Source organism: Intrasporangium calvum (assembly GCF_028446585.1).
Classification (GTDB): Bacteria; Actinomycetota; Actinomycetes; order Actinomycetales; family Dermatophilaceae; genus Intrasporangium; species Intrasporangium calvum_A.
The window spans coordinates 26,957-42,853 of record NZ_JAPFQL010000045.1; the positions used below are offsets into that span (position 1 = coordinate 26,957).

General features: G+C 70.0%; 15 protein-coding genes. 10 read left to right on the forward strand and 5 right to left on the reverse strand.

Translation table 11 applies throughout. The features are described from left to right. Nucleotides 1-5: 5 nt before the first annotated feature. The 3 genes from OO014_RS11420 (at nt 6) to OO014_RS11430 (ending at nt 2,203) form a co-directional block, all read left to right on the forward strand. Complete coding sequence (locus tag OO014_RS11420; RefSeq protein WP_272462444.1) at nt 6-488, forward strand: cell division protein SepF; 483 nt, start codon at nt 6-8, stop codon at nt 486-488. Between the two features lie 92 nt (nt 489-580). Then, a complete protein-coding gene (locus OO014_RS11425; RefSeq protein WP_272462445.1) occupies nt 581-865 on the forward strand; it encodes a YggT family protein in 285 nt (94 codons plus the stop codon). Between the two features lie 186 nt (nt 866-1,051). Next, complete coding sequence (locus OO014_RS11430) at nt 1,052-2,203, forward strand: DivIVA domain-containing protein (protein ID WP_272462446.1); 1,152 nt, start codon at nt 1,052-1,054, stop codon at nt 2,201-2,203. Between the two features lie 163 nt (nt 2,204-2,366). On the opposite strand, the gene OO014_RS11435 is transcribed toward OO014_RS11430, so the two are convergent. Together OO014_RS11435 and OO014_RS11440 are read right to left on the reverse strand one after the other, a co-directional pair. Further along, nucleotides 2,367-2,660, reverse strand: coding sequence for a hypothetical protein (locus OO014_RS11435; protein WP_272462447.1), 294 nt, complete (start codon nt 2,658-2,660; stop codon nt 2,367-2,369). 30 nt (nt 2,661-2,690) lie between these two features. Further along, nucleotides 2,691-2,843 (reverse strand): hypothetical protein, encoded by a 153-nt coding sequence (locus OO014_RS11440; RefSeq protein ID WP_272462448.1) that lies wholly within the window; start codon nt 2,841-2,843, stop codon nt 2,691-2,693. A 31-nt stretch (nt 2,844-2,874) separates the two neighbouring features. On the opposite strand from OO014_RS11440, the gene OO014_RS11445 reads away from it, so the two are divergent. The 3 genes from OO014_RS11445 (at nt 2,875) to OO014_RS11455 (ending at nt 4,944) form a co-directional block, all read left to right on the forward strand. After that, nucleotides 2,875-3,342: a TraR/DksA family transcriptional regulator gene (locus OO014_RS11445; RefSeq protein WP_272462449.1), complete on the forward strand. Its 468-nt coding sequence runs from the start codon at nt 2,875-2,877 to the stop codon at nt 3,340-3,342. A 107-nt stretch (nt 3,343-3,449) separates the two neighbouring features. Beyond that, nucleotides 3,450-4,019, forward strand: a complete 570-nt coding sequence (gene lspA / locus OO014_RS11450; protein ID WP_272462450.1) for a signal peptidase II — start codon at nt 3,450-3,452, stop codon at nt 4,017-4,019. Continuing rightward, nucleotides 4,012-4,944, forward strand: a complete 933-nt coding sequence (locus OO014_RS11455; protein ID WP_272462451.1) for an RluA family pseudouridine synthase — start codon at nt 4,012-4,014, stop codon at nt 4,942-4,944. Before lspA ends, OO014_RS11455 begins: the two co-directional genes overlap by 8 nt. A gap of 60 nt (nt 4,945-5,004) precedes the next feature. Here OO014_RS11455 and OO014_RS11460 read toward each other — a convergent pair whose 3' ends face one another. The 3 genes from OO014_RS11460 to OO014_RS11470 form a co-directional block, all read right to left on the reverse strand. After that, nucleotides 5,005-5,808: a hypothetical protein gene (locus OO014_RS11460; protein WP_272462452.1), complete on the reverse strand. Its 804-nt coding sequence runs from the start codon at nt 5,806-5,808 to the stop codon at nt 5,005-5,007. Nucleotides 5,809-5,882: 74 nt separating this feature from the next. Further along, nucleotides 5,883-6,746 (reverse strand): hypothetical protein, encoded by an 864-nt coding sequence (locus OO014_RS11465; RefSeq protein WP_272462453.1) that lies wholly within the window; start codon nt 6,744-6,746, stop codon nt 5,883-5,885. Continuing rightward, nucleotides 6,739-7,383 (reverse strand): RNA polymerase sigma factor, encoded by a 645-nt coding sequence (locus OO014_RS11470; RefSeq protein WP_334685044.1) that lies wholly within the window; start codon nt 7,381-7,383, stop codon nt 6,739-6,741. The genes OO014_RS11465 and OO014_RS11470 overlap by 8 nt, the downstream gene beginning before the upstream one ends. 210 nt (nt 7,384-7,593) lie before the next feature. Here OO014_RS11470 and dnaE point away from each other — a divergent pair, with 210 nt between their 5' ends. From dnaE to OO014_RS11490, 4 genes are all read left to right on the forward strand, one after another. Further along, nucleotides 7,594-11,187, forward strand: coding sequence for a DNA polymerase III subunit alpha (gene dnaE, locus OO014_RS11475; protein WP_272462454.1), 3,594 nt, complete (start codon nt 7,594-7,596; stop codon nt 11,185-11,187). Between the two features lie 34 nt (nt 11,188-11,221). Beyond that, complete coding sequence (locus OO014_RS11480) at nt 11,222-12,325, forward strand: winged helix DNA-binding domain-containing protein (protein WP_272462455.1); 1,104 nt, start codon at nt 11,222-11,224, stop codon at nt 12,323-12,325. Then, nucleotides 12,326-13,291, forward strand: coding sequence for a pseudouridine synthase (locus OO014_RS11485; RefSeq protein WP_272462456.1), 966 nt, complete (start codon nt 12,326-12,328; stop codon nt 13,289-13,291). Nucleotides 13,292-13,450: 159 nt separating this feature from the next. Next, nucleotides 13,451-15,865 carry an ExeM/NucH family extracellular endonuclease gene (locus tag OO014_RS11490; protein WP_272462457.1) on the forward strand — a complete coding sequence of 805 codons (2,415 nt, stop codon included), beginning with the start codon at nt 13,451-13,453 and terminating at the stop codon, nt 15,863-15,865. Nucleotides 15,866-15,897 lie beyond the last annotated feature (32 nt).

Here is a 15,897-nt window from a genome sequence, read left to right on the forward strand (position 1 = left end):
TTGGCATGGCAGGGGCACTGCGCAAGACGATGGTGTACCTGGGACTCAGCGAAGAGGACCCGCGTCACGATCGCTACGAGGACTACGACGCCTACGACGACCCCGACCGCTTCGAGGAGGAGTCGGACCACACGGCCGCCGTGACGCCGCTGCCGACCAAGCGACCCGTCGCTGCCGTGGTGCGGGACGCCGATGTCCACCCGCTGAACCGCATCACCACGATCCACCCTCGGACCTACAACGAGGCGAAGAACATCGGTGAGTGGTTCCGGGACCAGGTGCCGGTCATCATGAACCTGAGCGACATGGATGATGCCGACGCCAAGCGACTCGTCGACTTCGCCGCCGGTCTCGTCTTCGGCCTGCACGGCACGATCGAGCGGGTGACCTCGAAGGTGTTCCTCCTCTCGCCGGCCCACGTCGAGATCGCCGCGGACGAGCCCGAGGCGGCCGCTCCCGCCACCCGCGGTTTCTTCAACCAGAGCTGACCTTCCGTCATCGGCCTCGCGTCGGGCCCTGCTGCCGTGGGTAGCGGGGCCCGATTTCTGGCACCGCCGCATCATCAGGGACACTGAGCACCATGGACGTGATCTGGACCATCTATGGAGTGGTGGTCTTCACCTTCTTCATCGCCCTCATCGCTCGCTTCGTGCTGGAGTGGGTGCAGGTGCTGTCGCGCTCGTGGCGGCCGAGCGGTCTCGTCCTCGTGCTCGCGGAGGCGGTCTACACGGTGACCGACCCGCCCCTCAGAGCGCTGCGCAAGGTGATCCCGTCGCCGACGTTGGGTGGGGTGCGACTCGACCTGAGCTTCCTCGTCCTCATGCTGTTGACGTCCTTCGCGCTCAATCTGCCCCAGTGGTTCTGACCGCTGGCGGGTGGCCAGCCGTGCTCCCGGGGGCAGGCCCGATGCGCGGTGACCGAGCACCGGACCGCGCCGTGGGCGACCGCCCTGAGCCGATGCACATCTGTGAATGGCATCATGTGGCTTTGGGCCGTGACCTGTTCGTTAGATAAGTTGGCCCTGACCATTACGTCTGTATCGAGGTGACACATGGCGCTTACGCCGGAGCAGGTGCTGAACAAGCATTTCCAAACCACGCAGTTCCGACGTGGATATGAGGAGCGGGACGTCGATGACTTCCTCGACGAGATCGTGGCGGAGATGCGTTCGCTCATCGAGCAGCGTGACGACTACCTGAAGCAGCTCAACGACTGCCGCGCGAGCAAGAACCAGCCGGCGGTGCGCAGCGACGGGCCGACCCAGGCGATGCCACCGGTCGCACGACCGGGTGACGACGCCAAGCTGGGCGCGTTGACGGCGAAGATCCAGGACGCCGAGCGGGCGTTCAAGGCAGCATCGGACCGGGCCGCCAAGGCCAAGGCCGAGGCCGACGCGGCCGAGCGTGCGGCGCGCGAGCGGATCGAGCGCGCGAAGGCGGATGCCGAGCGTGCCGAGGCCGCAGCGCGTTCCGCGGTCGACGAGAAGAGCCTGAACGACGCGCAGGCCAAGCTGAACTCCTTGAACTCCCAGGTGGCCGAGGCCGAGTCGAAGCTGTCCAAGGCCCGCGAGCAGACGCGCGTCGCGGAGGAGGCCGCCCGACTCGCGGAGCAGCGCGCAACCACCGTGCGCAGCGAGGCGCAGAGCGCCCCGGCCAACACCGCCGGCGCCGATGCCGCGGGCGTCATTGCGCTGGCCCAGCGTCTGCACGACGAGCACGTCGCGGCAGGCGAGGCTCGCCGGAGCCAGCTCGTCGGTGAGGCCGAGGCCCGCCACCGCGAGCTGCTGTCGACCGGTCAGAGCAAGTTCGAGGAGCTGGTCTCCTCCGGTCAGGCCAAGCACGACGAGGCGGCCCGCAAGGCTGCCGAGATGACGGCCACGGCCACGGCCCAGCGGGACCGGATGATCGCCGAGGCGACGGCCCAGCGAGACCAGATGCTGGCCGAGGCCACGGCCAAGCGCGACGAGCTGCTCACGGAGGCCCGCGAGCGGTCCACCGGCATGGTCGCCGAGGCGCAGCAGAAGAAGGCCGCAGTCCTCGAGGATCTCGAGCGGCAGAAGAACCTCCTCGACCGCAAGATCGAGGAGCTGCGCGGCTTCGAGCGCAACTACCGCACCAACCTCAAGTCGTACATCGAGGGGCAGCTGCACGACCTCGATGGCAGCGTCCAGGACAGCGCCCGCACCGGTAGCCAACAGGGCTGACCCGGAGCTCGCTGCTCCAGTCACCTCGACCTCACGACGGCCGTCCGCCACCCGCGGGCGGCCGTCGGCGTTCCCGCCACCAGGGCCGAGCGGTCTCAGGAGATGAACCACTCGGCCCTGTTGGGCGTTTCACGTTTGTCTGCAGACGCTCGGACGCCTATTGTCAGCGGCACTTGTCAAGGTGGATGGCCCCAGGGACGGAGGACCCCATGGCAGCACCCAGGACGGCGTCACCGCGGACTCGGGCCGCGACGGCTCCAGCAACGAAGGCTGCCCCCGCCCGGCAGGCGGCGCCGAGCAGGACCGGTTCGAGCAAGACCGGTTCGAGCAAGGGCGCTGCCACCAAGAGCGCTGCCACCAAGAGCGCCACCAGCACGCCGGCGAAGGCCGCAGCGAAGAAGGCACCCGCGAAGGAAACGCCGGCCAAGAAGGCGCCGACCAGGAAGGCGCCGGCCAAGAAGGGCGCTGCCAGCCAGACGTCGACGCATCAGCCGGCCGCCACGAAGAAGACCGCCACCGCCACGAAGAAGACCGCCACCGCCACGAAGAAGACCGCCACCGCCACGAAGAAGGCGGCGCCCACGAAGAAGGCGGCAGCTTCTGCCCCGAAGGCGTCGTCCTCCACGGGCAGGCCGGCCAAGACGACCACCTCTACCAGGAAAGCAGCATCTGTGAAGAGCACCACCACTGCTGGGGCGAAGTCCACCGCGACGAAGACCACGGCCGCCCGGGCCCGCGGGCTGTCGGATCGGCTTCGGGTCAAGGACGACGAGAGCCCGTGGAGCGAGGCTGAGATCAAGGAGGTGCGCGGCATCCTGCTAGAGGAGATCGAGGTGCACCGCCAGGAGCTCCAGCTGGCCGAGCAGGAGCTGGATGACCTGCTGCGCGCGTCGACCGACGGCGCGGGCGACGACCAGGCTGACGCCGGGGCCAAGACCGCCGAGCGGGTCCACGAGATCGCCCTGGCTGCGAACGCCCGCGCGGGCCTGGCTCAGGCCGAGCACGCGCTCGAGCAGCTCGAGGCCGGGACGTACGGCATCTGCGAGAACTGCGGCAACCCGATCGGCAAACTTCGACTCCAGGCCCGTCCTCGTGCGACCCTGTGCATGACATGCCAACAGAAGCAGGACCGCCACTGACGCCCAGCGAGACACCATCGACGCCCCGCGCGGGCGTCGATGCCGTGTCCGAACCATCTCTTCCCGCGGGCCTGCCCGCACCTGACCGAGGAGCATCCCCAGCCACTGTGGAGGGTGAAGAGCGAGGCGAGAGCCCCAGCCGGGCTCGACGCCGCCGACTGTTCCTGCTGCTCGTCGTCGTGGCGGTGCTGGCCTACCTCAGCGACCAGGCGACCAAGCTCGTCGCCCTGGACGTGCTGGCCGACGGGCAGCCCCGACCGTTCATCGGCGACTTCATCCAGCTGCGCCTGATCGGCAACCCGGGTGCCGCGCTGTCTCTCGGAGCCGGCAACACGTGGGTCATGACGCTCATCGCGGCGGCCGTCCTGCTGGCGATCGTCTACGTCGCCAAGGACCTCGGCTCGCGCGCGTGGGCTCTCGCGCTCGGGCTGCTCCTCGGGAGCGCCCTCGGCAACCTGACCGACCGGTTCGTCCGGCCGCCTGGCGGTGGAGAGGGCCATGTCGTCGACTTCCTCGACTACAACGGCTGGTTCATCGGCAACGTGGCGGACATCTGGATCGTCGGTGCTGCGGGCCTGATCGTCGCGCTGGCCGTGCTCGGCATCGGCGTCGACGGACGCCGGGAGAGCAAGCCGACCGGGTCGGCGTCGGAGCGGGGTGAGTCGAGCGATGGCTGAGCTGCGCACTGTCCTCGTGCCGGACGGCCTGGCGGGGGAGCGGGTCGACGCCGGTGTGGCGCGCCTCTTCGGCGTGTCGCGCACCAAGGCGGCTGACCTGGCCGGGGCCGGGCTCGTCGTTCTTGACGGGAGGGCAGTGGCCAAGTCCGATCGCCTGTCACCCGGAGCGATGCTCGAGGTGTCCCTCCCGGCGGCGGACGAGAGTCCCAGCCTGCGTGTGGTGGCCGAGCCGGTGCCGGGGATGCGGATCGTGCACGACGACGATGACATCGTCGTCGTGGACAAGCCCGTGGGTGTGGCCGCGCACCCGAGTGTGGGCTGGAGCGGTCCGGACGTGGTCGGTGGCCTGGCGGCCGCGGGCTATCGGATCTCCACCTCCGGGGCGCCGGAGCGCCAAGGTATCGTCAGCCGCCTCGACGTCGGCACGAGCGGCCTGATGGTCGTCGCCAAGAGCGAGTACGCCTACTCCCGCCTCAAGCAGGCCTTCCGCACCCGGGCCGTGGACAAGAACTACCACGCCCTGGTGCAGGGGCTGCCCGACCCGCTCGTGGGGACGATCGACGCGCCGATCGGCCGGCATCCCGGCCACGAGTACAAGTTCGCGGTGATGCGCAGCGGCAAGCCGTCGGTCACCCACTACGAGGTGATCGAGGCGTTCCGCCACGCGAGCCTGCTCGACATCCACCTGGAGACGGGCCGCACCCACCAGATCCGGGTGCACACGGCTGCGATCAAGCACCCGTGCTGTGGCGACCCGCTCTACGGGGCCGACCCCACGCTGGCCAAGAAGCTCGGCCTCGACCGTCAGTGGCTGCATGCCGTGGGCCTGGGCTTCGAACATCCCGGGACCGGCTCCTACGTGCACTTCGAGAGTCAGTACCCGGAGGACCTGCAGCGGGCGCTGGACGTCGTCGCCGCCTTCTGAGGGGTCAACCTCAACCTGAGGGTTAGTGTTCCAGGGCCCCAGAACGAGGGGGTATGCCGCTCAGCTGGCTCCCGTGGGGGCCCGAAGCGGGAGCGTTGCCGGGTCGTCGGAGAACCCGACGGGGGCGATGTCGGTTGCCAGGTGGGAAGCGTCAGAGGAGCAGGCTGTCGCTGCCTCGGCCTGACGTCTCGCCGGCGTCGTGGTCTCGGACCCGTGTCCTGACGAGCGGCCACGCGGAGCCAGCCTCCCGACCACGATGGTCCCGAGCACGCCGACGAGAAGTCCGAGCAGAGCCGCGGATCCCAGAGGTGCTCCAACCGTTGCCTCGTCGGTCGGGTCGGGGGCCGCGGGGCGGGCGGCGCCAGGAGCCTCGGCGGGGGCAACGGCATCCCCGACCGTGCCGCCCACCGTCGGCTGCGCCGATGTCGGGCTGTCGCCGATGGCCCCGAGTGAGGTCAGGGTCGCGAGGAGCAGGCGCGCGTCCGCAGGCCGGTGCCACACCGCGTCCTGCTCGAACAGCTCGGCGGTGCCGGAGCTCATCGTCGTGCTCACCCAGACGTCCTGCCCGTCGATGACGAGGCCGTCGACGCGCCACGGTGTGACGTCGTGGATGAGCCAGGTCAGGCGGAGCGAGGCAGCCATGGAGTCAGCGGGCGGACGCTGCTCGCCGGCCGGTGGGCTCATCGCGTCGAGGCTGCGGACCAGGGCGTCGTAGACCGTCGACCCGGTGACGGCGGCCGCGGCCGTGGCCTCCTCGTGGTTGACGACCAACACCGAGGTGGGCCCTCCGGCCCGGGCGGATCCAACGGGGAGGGCGAGCACCGCGGCAACGGCGGCGAGGACGACGACGGCGAACCTGCGCATGAGAGTCTCCTTGGCTGGTGGGTCGACCGCGATACACCGCCGCGCGAGGTGAGGTTCCGGGCGGGCCCGTGGGGCTAGGGCCGGGACGGGTGTGCCGAGCGGGCGATCCGGAGCGCCTCGGCAAGGCGCGGGGCTCCCTCCAGGCGGTAGGTCACCTCGAGGCCGTGGGGGTCGCGGTCCACCCACACGAGCGTGGGGCCGGCGACTCTGGGTGCACTCGACTCGGTGGCGCCGGACCGGTCGACCCACTCGATGAGGTGGGGCTCGGCGAACCAGACCGCCTCCCGCCCGGAGACGTCCGTCGGCGTGACCTCACCCCACACCGACTTGAGGTAACCGAACGAGAGGCGCCCGTCGATCACGTCGAGCCGAACCGTGCCCGCACCGGCGCCCCAGGTCAGCTCGACGACTCGGCCTTCCCGAGCGAGCGCGACGACGGTGGGCTCGCCGAGCAGTGCGGGAGCCTTGATGTCGAGCCCGGTGGCTGCCTCGGCCTCGGCCAGCGAGCTGAGGCCCACCGTGCCCGCCCCCGGGGGCGACCCGGCACCGGTGGCCGGTGGAGCGGTGGTCGGGAGAGGGGACCTACTCGGCGGCGCGGGCACCTCCCGCACCGTGACGGCGCCGATCCGCAGGAGCTCGAGCACCGCCGCCCGGACCGGCGGCACGAGCGCGATGACGAGGACCCCCACGGCCGCGATCACCGCTGCGAGGCGGCGAGGGCGCGCCGCCCGCCGCCACGGGAAGGCCACGTCGGCGAAGCGCTCAGAGCGCACGCCCTCCACGGGCGCGTTGTCGGCCTCCGTGGCGATACGGGCCAGGACGAGGTCGGCGAGATCGACCGGAGGCGGCGCCACGGCGAGGCTGCGGCCGAGGTCGACGAGCTCGCGCTGGAGTGGGTCGAGGTGCTCGGCCCCCGGACGCCTGGTGTCGTCACGCACGGGACAGCTCCTCTCGCAGGCGGGCCAGACCTCGGTGCAGGCGCGACTTCACCGTGCCGGTCCGCAGGCCCAGGGTCGTCGCGGTCTCGGACTCGGACAGCTCGAGCAGGTAGCGGCACGTCACGACCTCGCGCTGGTCCTCGGGCAGGTGCCGAAGGGCGACGAGCAGGGCCGCACGACGGTCGAGGTCGAGAGCGGCCTCGGCAGGGTCCCCGCCGGGCGCTGCCGCCAGCTCCTCGCGGACGATCCGCAGCTCGCGCTCGGCCCGGCGCGTGTTGCCGCGGTGCAGGTTACGAGTCTCGTTGACGACGATGCGCAGCAACCAGGGCCGGAAGCGTCCCCCCGGTCGGAAGCGGGGCAAGGAGCGGTACGCCTTCACGCAAGCCTCCTGCACCACGTCGTCGGTGTCGGCTCCGGCGCCGCTGAGCACGGCGAGCCGTCTCGCCATCGGGGCATGGCGGTTGACGAGGACGGCGTACGCGGCCGTGTCCCCGGCCCGGACCCGGGCCAGGACCGCCTCGTCCGCCTGCTCGCGCGCCGCCTCGTCGACGACTCCGTCCGCCGCCTCGATCAGGACCTCCCGGACCTTCGTCGTGATGTGTCTCGTCGTGCTGTGTTCGTGGTGTCGTTCATCCAGTACACCGCGCTGGCCACTCCGGTTCCCACCCTGAACTCGCGACCACCGATCTGCTCACGCGCGGGAGGGCTGGTGGCGAGCGGAGGCGGGGGAGCGAGCCCAGCGGCATACGGGGTGGAGCAGGGCATGGCACGGCTCCCGCGACACGGTCGGGGACACCCGAGCCGACACGCCGAGGAGTGTCCTCGGAGCGGCCTAGACTCGACCCCGATGTCGACCCAATCCGCTCCGAGACCAGACCAGAACTTCGTGCACCTGCACGTGCACACGGAGTACTCGATGCTCGACGGAGCGGCCCGGATCGGGGACCTCTTCTCGGAGGCGGCCCGGATGGGGATGCCGGCGCTGGCGACGACCGACCACGGCTACGTCTTCGGTGCCTACGAGTTCTGGAAGAAGGCCAAGGGCACCGGCGTCAAGCCGATCATCGGGGTCGAGGCCTACATCACGCCCGGCACGCACCGGACCGACCGGACGAAGGTCAGCTGGGGCGACGGCGGCCGCGACGACGTCTCGGGCAGCGGTGCCTACACGCACATGACGATGCTCGCCGAGAACAACGAAGGGATGCACAACCTCTTCCGGATGAGCTCGATCGCGAGCCTCGACCAGGTCTACACGAAGTGGCCGCGCATCGACCGGGAGCTGCTCTCGACCTACGGCAAGGGGCTCATCGTCACGACGGGCTGCCCGTCGAGCGAGATCCAGACCAAGCTGCGCTTCGGGATGTACGACGAGGCGCGCGAGGTCGCCGGCGAGCTGCGCGACATCTTCGGCGCCGACAACGTCTACGTCGAGCTGATGGACCACGGCCTCGAGATCGAGCGGCGGACGCAGCGCGACCTCATCCGCCTCGCCCGAGACCTCAAGCTGCCGCTCGTCGCCACGAACGACCTGCACTACACCCGGGCCGAGGACGCCAAGGCCCACGCGGCCCTGCTCTGCGTCCAGTCCGGCTCGACCCTGATGGACCCCAACCGGTTCAAGTTCGACGCCGACGACTTCTACCTCAAGTCGGCCCAGGAGATGCGCCACCTCTGGCGCGAGCTGCCGGAGGCGTGCGACAACACACTCCTGATCGCGGAGCGGTGCGAGGTCTCCTTCACCGAGGGTGAGGGTCGCTACATGCCGCGCTTCCCCGTGCCCGATGGTGAGGACGAGACGTCGTGGTTCATCAAGGAGGTCGAGACGGGCCTCCAGCGCCGCTTCCCCGAGGGCGTGCCCGACTACGCGCGCAAGCAGGCGGCCTTCGAGGAGGACGTCATCGTCTCCAAGGGGTACTCCGGGTACTTCCTCGTCGTCGCCGACTTCATCAACTGGGCCAAGCGCAACGGGATCCGCGTCGGTCCGGGGCGTGGGTCCGGCGCCGGCTCGATGTGTGCCTACGCGATGGGCATCACCGACCTCGACCCGATCCCGCACGGCCTCATCTTCGAGCGGTTCCTCAACCCCGAGCGCATGTCGATGCCCGACTTCGACGTCGACTTCGACGAGCGCCGGCGGGGTGAGGTGATCAAGTACGTCACGGAGAAGTACGGCTCGGAGCGGGTCGCCCAGATCGTCACCTACGGCACGATCAAGGCCAAGCAGGCCGTCAAGGACGCCGCTCGGGTCATGGGTCACCCGTTCAGCGTCGGGGAGCAGCTGACCAAGGCGATGCCGCCGGACGTCATGGGCAAGGGTGTGCCCCTCGCCGAGATCTACAACCCCGAGCACAAGCGCTACAACGAGGGTGGCGACTTCCGGGCGCTCGTGCAGACCGAGCGGCACTTCCAGGAGGTCGTCGACACGGCCAAGGGCCTCGAGGGCCTGAAGCGCCAGTGGGGCGTGCACGCCGCCGGTGTGATCATGTCGAGCGAGCCGCTCATCGACGTCATCCCGATCATGAAGCGGCTGCAGGACGGCCAGGTCATCACGCAGTTCGACTACCCGAGCTGTGAGTCGCTCGGGCTGGTCAAGATGGACTTCCTCGGGCTGCGCAACCTGACGATCCTCGACGACGCGATCGAGAACATCAAGGCCAACCGCGACGAGGACATCGACCTCGACGCCCTGTCGAAGGACATGACGGACCCGGCGACCTACGCGCTGCTGGGGCGTGGCGACACGCTGGGCGTCTTCCAGCTCGACGGTGGCGGCATGCGCGCCCTGCTCCGGCTCATGCAGCCGGACAACTTCGAGGACATCTCGGCCGCCCTCGCGCTCTACCGGCCGGGGCCGATGGGCGTCAACGCCCACACGAACTTCGCGCTGCGCAAGAACGGCAAGCAGGAGGTCATCCCCCTCGACCCGCAGCTCAAGGGCAAGCTCCAGCCCGAGATGGTCGAGGCTCTCGATCCGATCCTCGGAATGACCTACGGCCTCGTGATCTACCAGGAGCAGGTGATGGAGATCGCGCAGAAGCTGGCGGGCTACACGCTCGGCAACGCTGATCTGCTCCGTCGCGCGATGGGCAAGAAGAAGAAGGAAGTGCTCGACGCCGAGTACATCCCCTTCTCCGAGGGCATGAAGGCCAACGGCTTCAACGAGGCGTCGGTCGCGGCCCTCTGGGGTGTCCTCGTCCCCTTCTCCGACTACGCGTTCAACAAGGCCCACACGGCGGCGTACGGTCTCGTCTCCTACTGGACGGCCTACCTCAAGGCCAACTACCCGGCCGAGTACATGGCGGCGCTGCTGACGAGCGTGCGCGACGACAAGGACAAGTCGGCGCTCTACCTCAACGAGTGCCGGCACATGGGCATCAAGGTCCTCCCACCCGACGTCAACGAGTCGGTCGCGAACTTCGCCGCCGTCGGCACCGACATCCGGTTCGGCATGGCCGCGATCCGCAACGTCGGCGTCCCGGTGGTCGAGGCGATCATCAAGGCGCGTGAGGAGAAGGGCGCGTTCGGCTCGTTCAAGGACTTCCTGTCCAAGGTGCCGGCCGTGGTGTGCAACAAGCGGACCATCGAGTCGCTGATCAAGGCGGGCGCCTTCGACTCGCTCGGCGAGAGCCGGCGGGGCATGGTCGAGGTGCACGAGCGCTACGTCGACGCGCTCGTCGAGGTGAAGAAGCAGGAGGCCATCGGCCAGGACAGCCTCTTCGGCTCGTTCGGCATGGACGACGACTCGGCGGGGGCCGGGGGAGCGGGCGCCTTCGACGGCCTCCCCGCGGTGCCGACGCTCGAGTGGGACAAGGCGACCCTCTTGTCCTTCGAGCGCGAGATGCTCGGCCTCTACGTGTCGGACCACCCGCTCTTCGGCATCGAGCACATCCTCCAGACGCACGCCGACACCTCGATCGCGTCCCTCACGGGCGACGACCCGAAGCCGGACGGCACACCGGTCACGGTCGCCGGTCTGATCACCAGCCTCCAGCTGAAGCGGACCAAGAAGGGTGATCTCTGGGCCATCGCGACGGTCGAGGACCTCGACGGTGCGATCGAGTGCCTCTTCTTCCCCTCTGCCTACCTGACCTACTCGACGATGCTCGCCCAGGACACCGTCTGCGCGGTCAAGGGGCGGATCAGCGCTCGGGACGACTCCATCTCGATCTTCGCGCAGGAGCTGACCATCCCCGACATCAAGGAGGGCCCCCGCGGCCCGGTCGTCCTGACCCTCCCGCTCGGCCAGGTGACGGCGGCGCGCGCCGAGCGGCTGCGCGAGATCCTCCGTGAGCATCCCGGTGCGACCGAGGTCCAGGTGAAGCTGACCCAGCCCGGGCGTTCGGTGCTGATGACGCTCGACGACTCGCTGCGGGTCAACGCGACGTCCGCCCTCTTCGGCGACCTCAAGGCGCAGTTCGGCGCCGCCGTCCTCGGCTGAGAGCAGTCCGTATGCTGCTGGGCTCGGTGCCGTCGTGAAGGTTGCAGATCGCAGGCGGCTGCGTCGCGCCCGGATGGCCGCGCTGGGCCTGGCTCCCGCGCTCGGCACCCCGACGGCGCCGGTGAGCGCCCTGTCGGTCACCCGGGAGCTCGGGGCCCTCCAGGCCCAGGACTACCTGAGTGGGGTCTGGTCCCTGGGCGTCCGCTCTGGACTGACCAAGGCGGAGATCGAGCAGGCGGTGCAGCAGCGGCAGGTCGTGCGCACCTGGCCGATGCGGGGCACCATCCACTTCGTCCCCGCTGAGGACGCGCGGTGGATGAGCCGGCTGCTGGCGGGCCGGGTCATCGGGTCGCTCCGGGCACGCTACGAGCAGCTGTCGATCACCGAGCGCGAGATCGGCACCGCCGCAGGCGTCTTCGCCGAGCACCTGACCGAGCCCGTGCGGCGACCCGACGTCATTGCGTTGCTGGAGGCCGCGGGGATCGATCCGTCCGGGCAGCGGGCCTACCACCTGGTCGGCCACCACTGCATGACCGGCCTGCTCTGCCAGGGGCCGATGATCGGCAAGCAGCCGAGCTTCGTCCTGATCGACTCCTGGGTCCCCGCGTCGCGCGAGCCCACCCGGGAGGAGGGTCTGGCGACCGTCGTCGAGCGCTACCTGCGCGGCCACGGCCCCGTGACCGAGAAGGACGTCGCCGGCTGGCTCGCGCACCCGCTCGGCCTCGCCCGCGAGGCCCTGGCCCTGCTTGGCGACCGCGTGCTCCGGGAGGAGCTCGACGGCGAGACCTGGTTGACCCATGCCGACGTCCCTCGGCGGGCAGCCGGACCGACGGGCGTCCACCTTCTTCCGCAGTGGGACGAGTTCCTGCTCGGCTACCGGTCCCGAGACCTCACGCTGCCGGACGAGCACCTCGCCAGAGTCGTCCCGGGCCGCAACATGGTCTTCCAGCCGACCCTCGTCATCGACGGCGAGGTCGCCGGCACGTGGAAGCGGCAGGAGAGCGCGAGCGGCGTCCGTGTCGAGGTCTCGCCCTTCAGCCCGCTCACCACGACAGCGCGGCGTGGGCTGGAAGCCAGCTCAGCGGCATACGGCCAGTTCCTCGGACGCGCGGTGGAGCTGCGCGTCACGGAGCCGTAGGTGGCCCGCGGCGCCATCCCGCCGTCGCCGCTGCCGCCTCGGCACGGCGTCGATGCCCAACGCATCCGGATGCCGCAGGACGGCCCGTGGGAGACCCTGCGCGACCACCTCGTCGAGCGGCTCACGGGCCTGACGGCAGCCGAGGTGGACCGCAAGCTCGCGGCCGGCGAGTTCGTCGACGCGTCCGGACAGCCGGTGCCCGCGGATGCGCCGTTCGTGCCACGGTCGGTCTGCTGGACCCACCGGGACCTTCCCGTCGAGGTCGAGGTCCCCTTCGAGATCGAGATCCTGCACCGGGACGAGCGCCTCGTCGTCATCGACAAGCCGCACTTCATGTCGACGATGCCGCGCGGGCGGCACGTCGTGCAGTCGGCGCTCGCGCGCACGCGCGTCCTGACCGGGCTCGACCGGCTGACCCCGGCCCACCGGCTCGACCGACCGACCGCCGGCGTCCTGATGTTCACGACGGAGCAGCAGTGGCGCGGTGCCTATCAGGGTGTCTTCGCCGACGGGCGCGTGCACAAGGAGTACCTCGCGGTCGCGCCGGTCCGTCCCGACCTGGCGCTGCCACTGGTGCGCCGCACGCACGTCGTCAAGGAGCACGGCAGGCATCAGGCGCGGGAGCTGCCCGGACGCGAGCCGAACGCCGAGACCCTGATCGAGCTGGTCGCCGAGGCCGACGGTCTCGGGCTCTACCGGCTGACGCCGCGGACCGGGCGGACGCACCAGCTGCGCTGCCAGCTCTGGGGATTGGGCATTCCCATCCTCGGCGACCCGCTCTATCCCGTCGAACGCGACGTCCCGGACGGCGACTTCTCCGAGCCGCTCCAGCTGCTCTCTGCAGTGCTCGAGTTCGACGACCCGATCGACGGGACGCGACGCCGCTTCCAGACGAGGCGGACCCTTTCCGAGTGGGCGGGACTCTCCGCCGGTGGTTTCGGTGGCGGTCACGCCCCGGGCCCCTGAAGTTTGCCGCGCCTTCGCCGCCGCACCGTGGGATGGCAGGACTAGGGTCGCTGAATCCGGGCAACGTCCTGCCCGTCGAGAGGGGAAGAAATGCAGCTCACACGTCATCTCCGACGCCGAGTCGCAGCGGGATCCGCAGTGGTTCTGGGGGTCGGGCTGATGCCCTTGGTCGGTGCGCCCAACGCTGTGGCGGCACCGGGGGAACTGTTCATCAGTGAGTACATCGAGGGCTCGAGCAACAACAAGGCGCTCGAGATCTACAACGGCACCGGTGCTCCGATCGATCTCGGGACCGGCGCCTACGACGTGCAGGTGTTCTTCAACGGCAGCGCCTCCGCCGGCCTGACGATCAACCTCACGGGGACCGTCGCCGACGGTGACGTCTTCGTCCTCGCGCACGGCTCCGCGACGGCAGCAGTCCTCGCCGAGGCCGACCAGACGAACAGCTCCAGCTGGTTCAACGGCGACGACGCCGTGGTCCTGCGCAAGGGCACCACCGTCATCGACAGCATCGGCCAGGCCGGCGTGGACCCCGGCTACCAGTGGGGTTCCGGCGACGCGTCGACGGAGAACAACACGCTGCGCCGGAAGTACACCGTGACGGCCGGCGACTCGAACGCCGCCGACGCCTTCGACCCGTCGATCGAGTGGGATGGGTTCGCCAGTGACACCGTCGGCGGGCTCGGCAGCCACTCGCTGGACGCCCCGCCCCCGCCGCCGCCCACGTCGCCGGACTGCGGCGAGCCCTTCACCACGATCCCCGCGATCCAGGGGGAGGGGCCCACTGCAGCCATCACCGGGCTGGTGGCAACAGAAGGTGTCGTCGTCGGCGACCATGAGGGCGGATCGTCCCCTCAGATCCGCGGCTTCTACCTGCAGGACCCGGCTGGCGACGGCAACACAGCGACGTCCGACGCCATCTTCGTCTTCGATGGTGGCGCCGACACGGTGTCCCTCGGCGACCACGTGCGCGTCGTGGGGTCCGCCAGCGACTACCGGGACCAGACGCAGCTGTCCAACACGACATCCATCGTGGTCTGCGCCACGGGCGCCTCTGTCGAGCCGACTGCCGTCAGCTTCCCAGTGACCGGCCCGACCTTCCTCGAGCGCTACGAGGGCATGCTCGTGACGGTTCCCCAGCCGATGACGGTCACCGAGCACTTCCAGCTCGGCCGGTTCGGCCAGGTCGTCGTCTCGTCCGGCGGGCGGCTCCCACAGCCGACCAACGTCGTCGCACCCGGCGACGGGGCGCTCGTGCTCCAGGCCGCCAACAACAACCGCAGGCTGATCATCGACGACGCGTCGCAGTCGCAGAACCCGGACCCGATCGTCTTCGGCCGGGGCGGCGAGCCGTTGACGGCGACGAACACGCTGCGCGGCGGCGACACCGTCACCGGCGCCACAGGTGTCCTCACCTACACGTGGGCCGGCAACAGCGCCAGTGGCAACGCCTACCGGCTGCGCCCGGTCAACGCACTTGGTGGGGTGGCCCGGTTCGAGGCCGTCAACGAGCGCCCCGCGATGGTCCCCGAGGTGGGCGGACGCATCCGGGTCGCCGGGATGAACGTGCTCAACTACTTCAACACCTTCGACGGCATCCCGGACCGGGTGGACAACTGCACGGGTGGGGTCGGCGGTGCCGCGATGGACTGCCGCGGTGCCGACGACGTGCTCGAGTTCGAGCGCCAGGCCGCCAAGACCGTCGCGGCGATCGTCGGGATGGACGCAGCGGTCGTCGGCGTCGTCGAGATCGAGAACGACGGCTACGGTCCGGACAGCGCCCTGGCCGACCTGGTGAACCGGCTCAACGAGGCGACCGCGCCCGGCACCTGGGGCTTCGTCGACGTCGACGAGCGGACCGGCCAGACCAACGCGCTCGGCACCGATGCGATCAAGGTGGGCGCGATCTACCAGCGCGACCTCGTGGTCCCGATGGGCGACACCGCGGTGCTCAACACGCGGGCGTTCGTCACGGGAGGCGACAGCGGTGAGCGGAACCGTCCCGCCCTCGCCCAGGCCTTCGTCGAGAAGAGCACCGGTGGCAGCTTCGTCGCGGTGGTCAACCATCTGAAGTCCAAGGGCAGCCCCTGCGACCAGCCGGCAGCGAACGACGGGCAGGGCAACTGCAACGACGTCCGGCTCACCTCCGCGGGCCTGCTCGCCGACTGGCTGGCCACCGACCCGACGGCCACGAGCGAGAAGGACGTCCTGATCCTGGGCGACCTCAACTCCTACGCCATGGAGGACCCGATCACCGCGCTTCGCGACGCCGGATACACCAACCTCGTCAAGAAGTTCGGCGGGGACAAGGCGTATTCGTACGTCTTCGACGGCCAGTGGGGCTACCTCGACCACGCCCTGGCCACGGCCAGCCTGGAGCGACAGGTCACCGGGGTGGCCGAGTGGCACGTCAACGCGGATGAGCCGTCGGTGCTGGACTACAACACCAACTTCAAGACCGCGGCGCAGATCGGCTACCTCTACGACGCCGACCAGTTCCGCAACTCGGATCACGACCCCGTGATCGTCGGGCTGGACCTGACCCCGGGGCAGCACGGCAAGGGCCAGCGCTGACGCAACCCTGAGCTGGGTCACCAGCGGGGCCC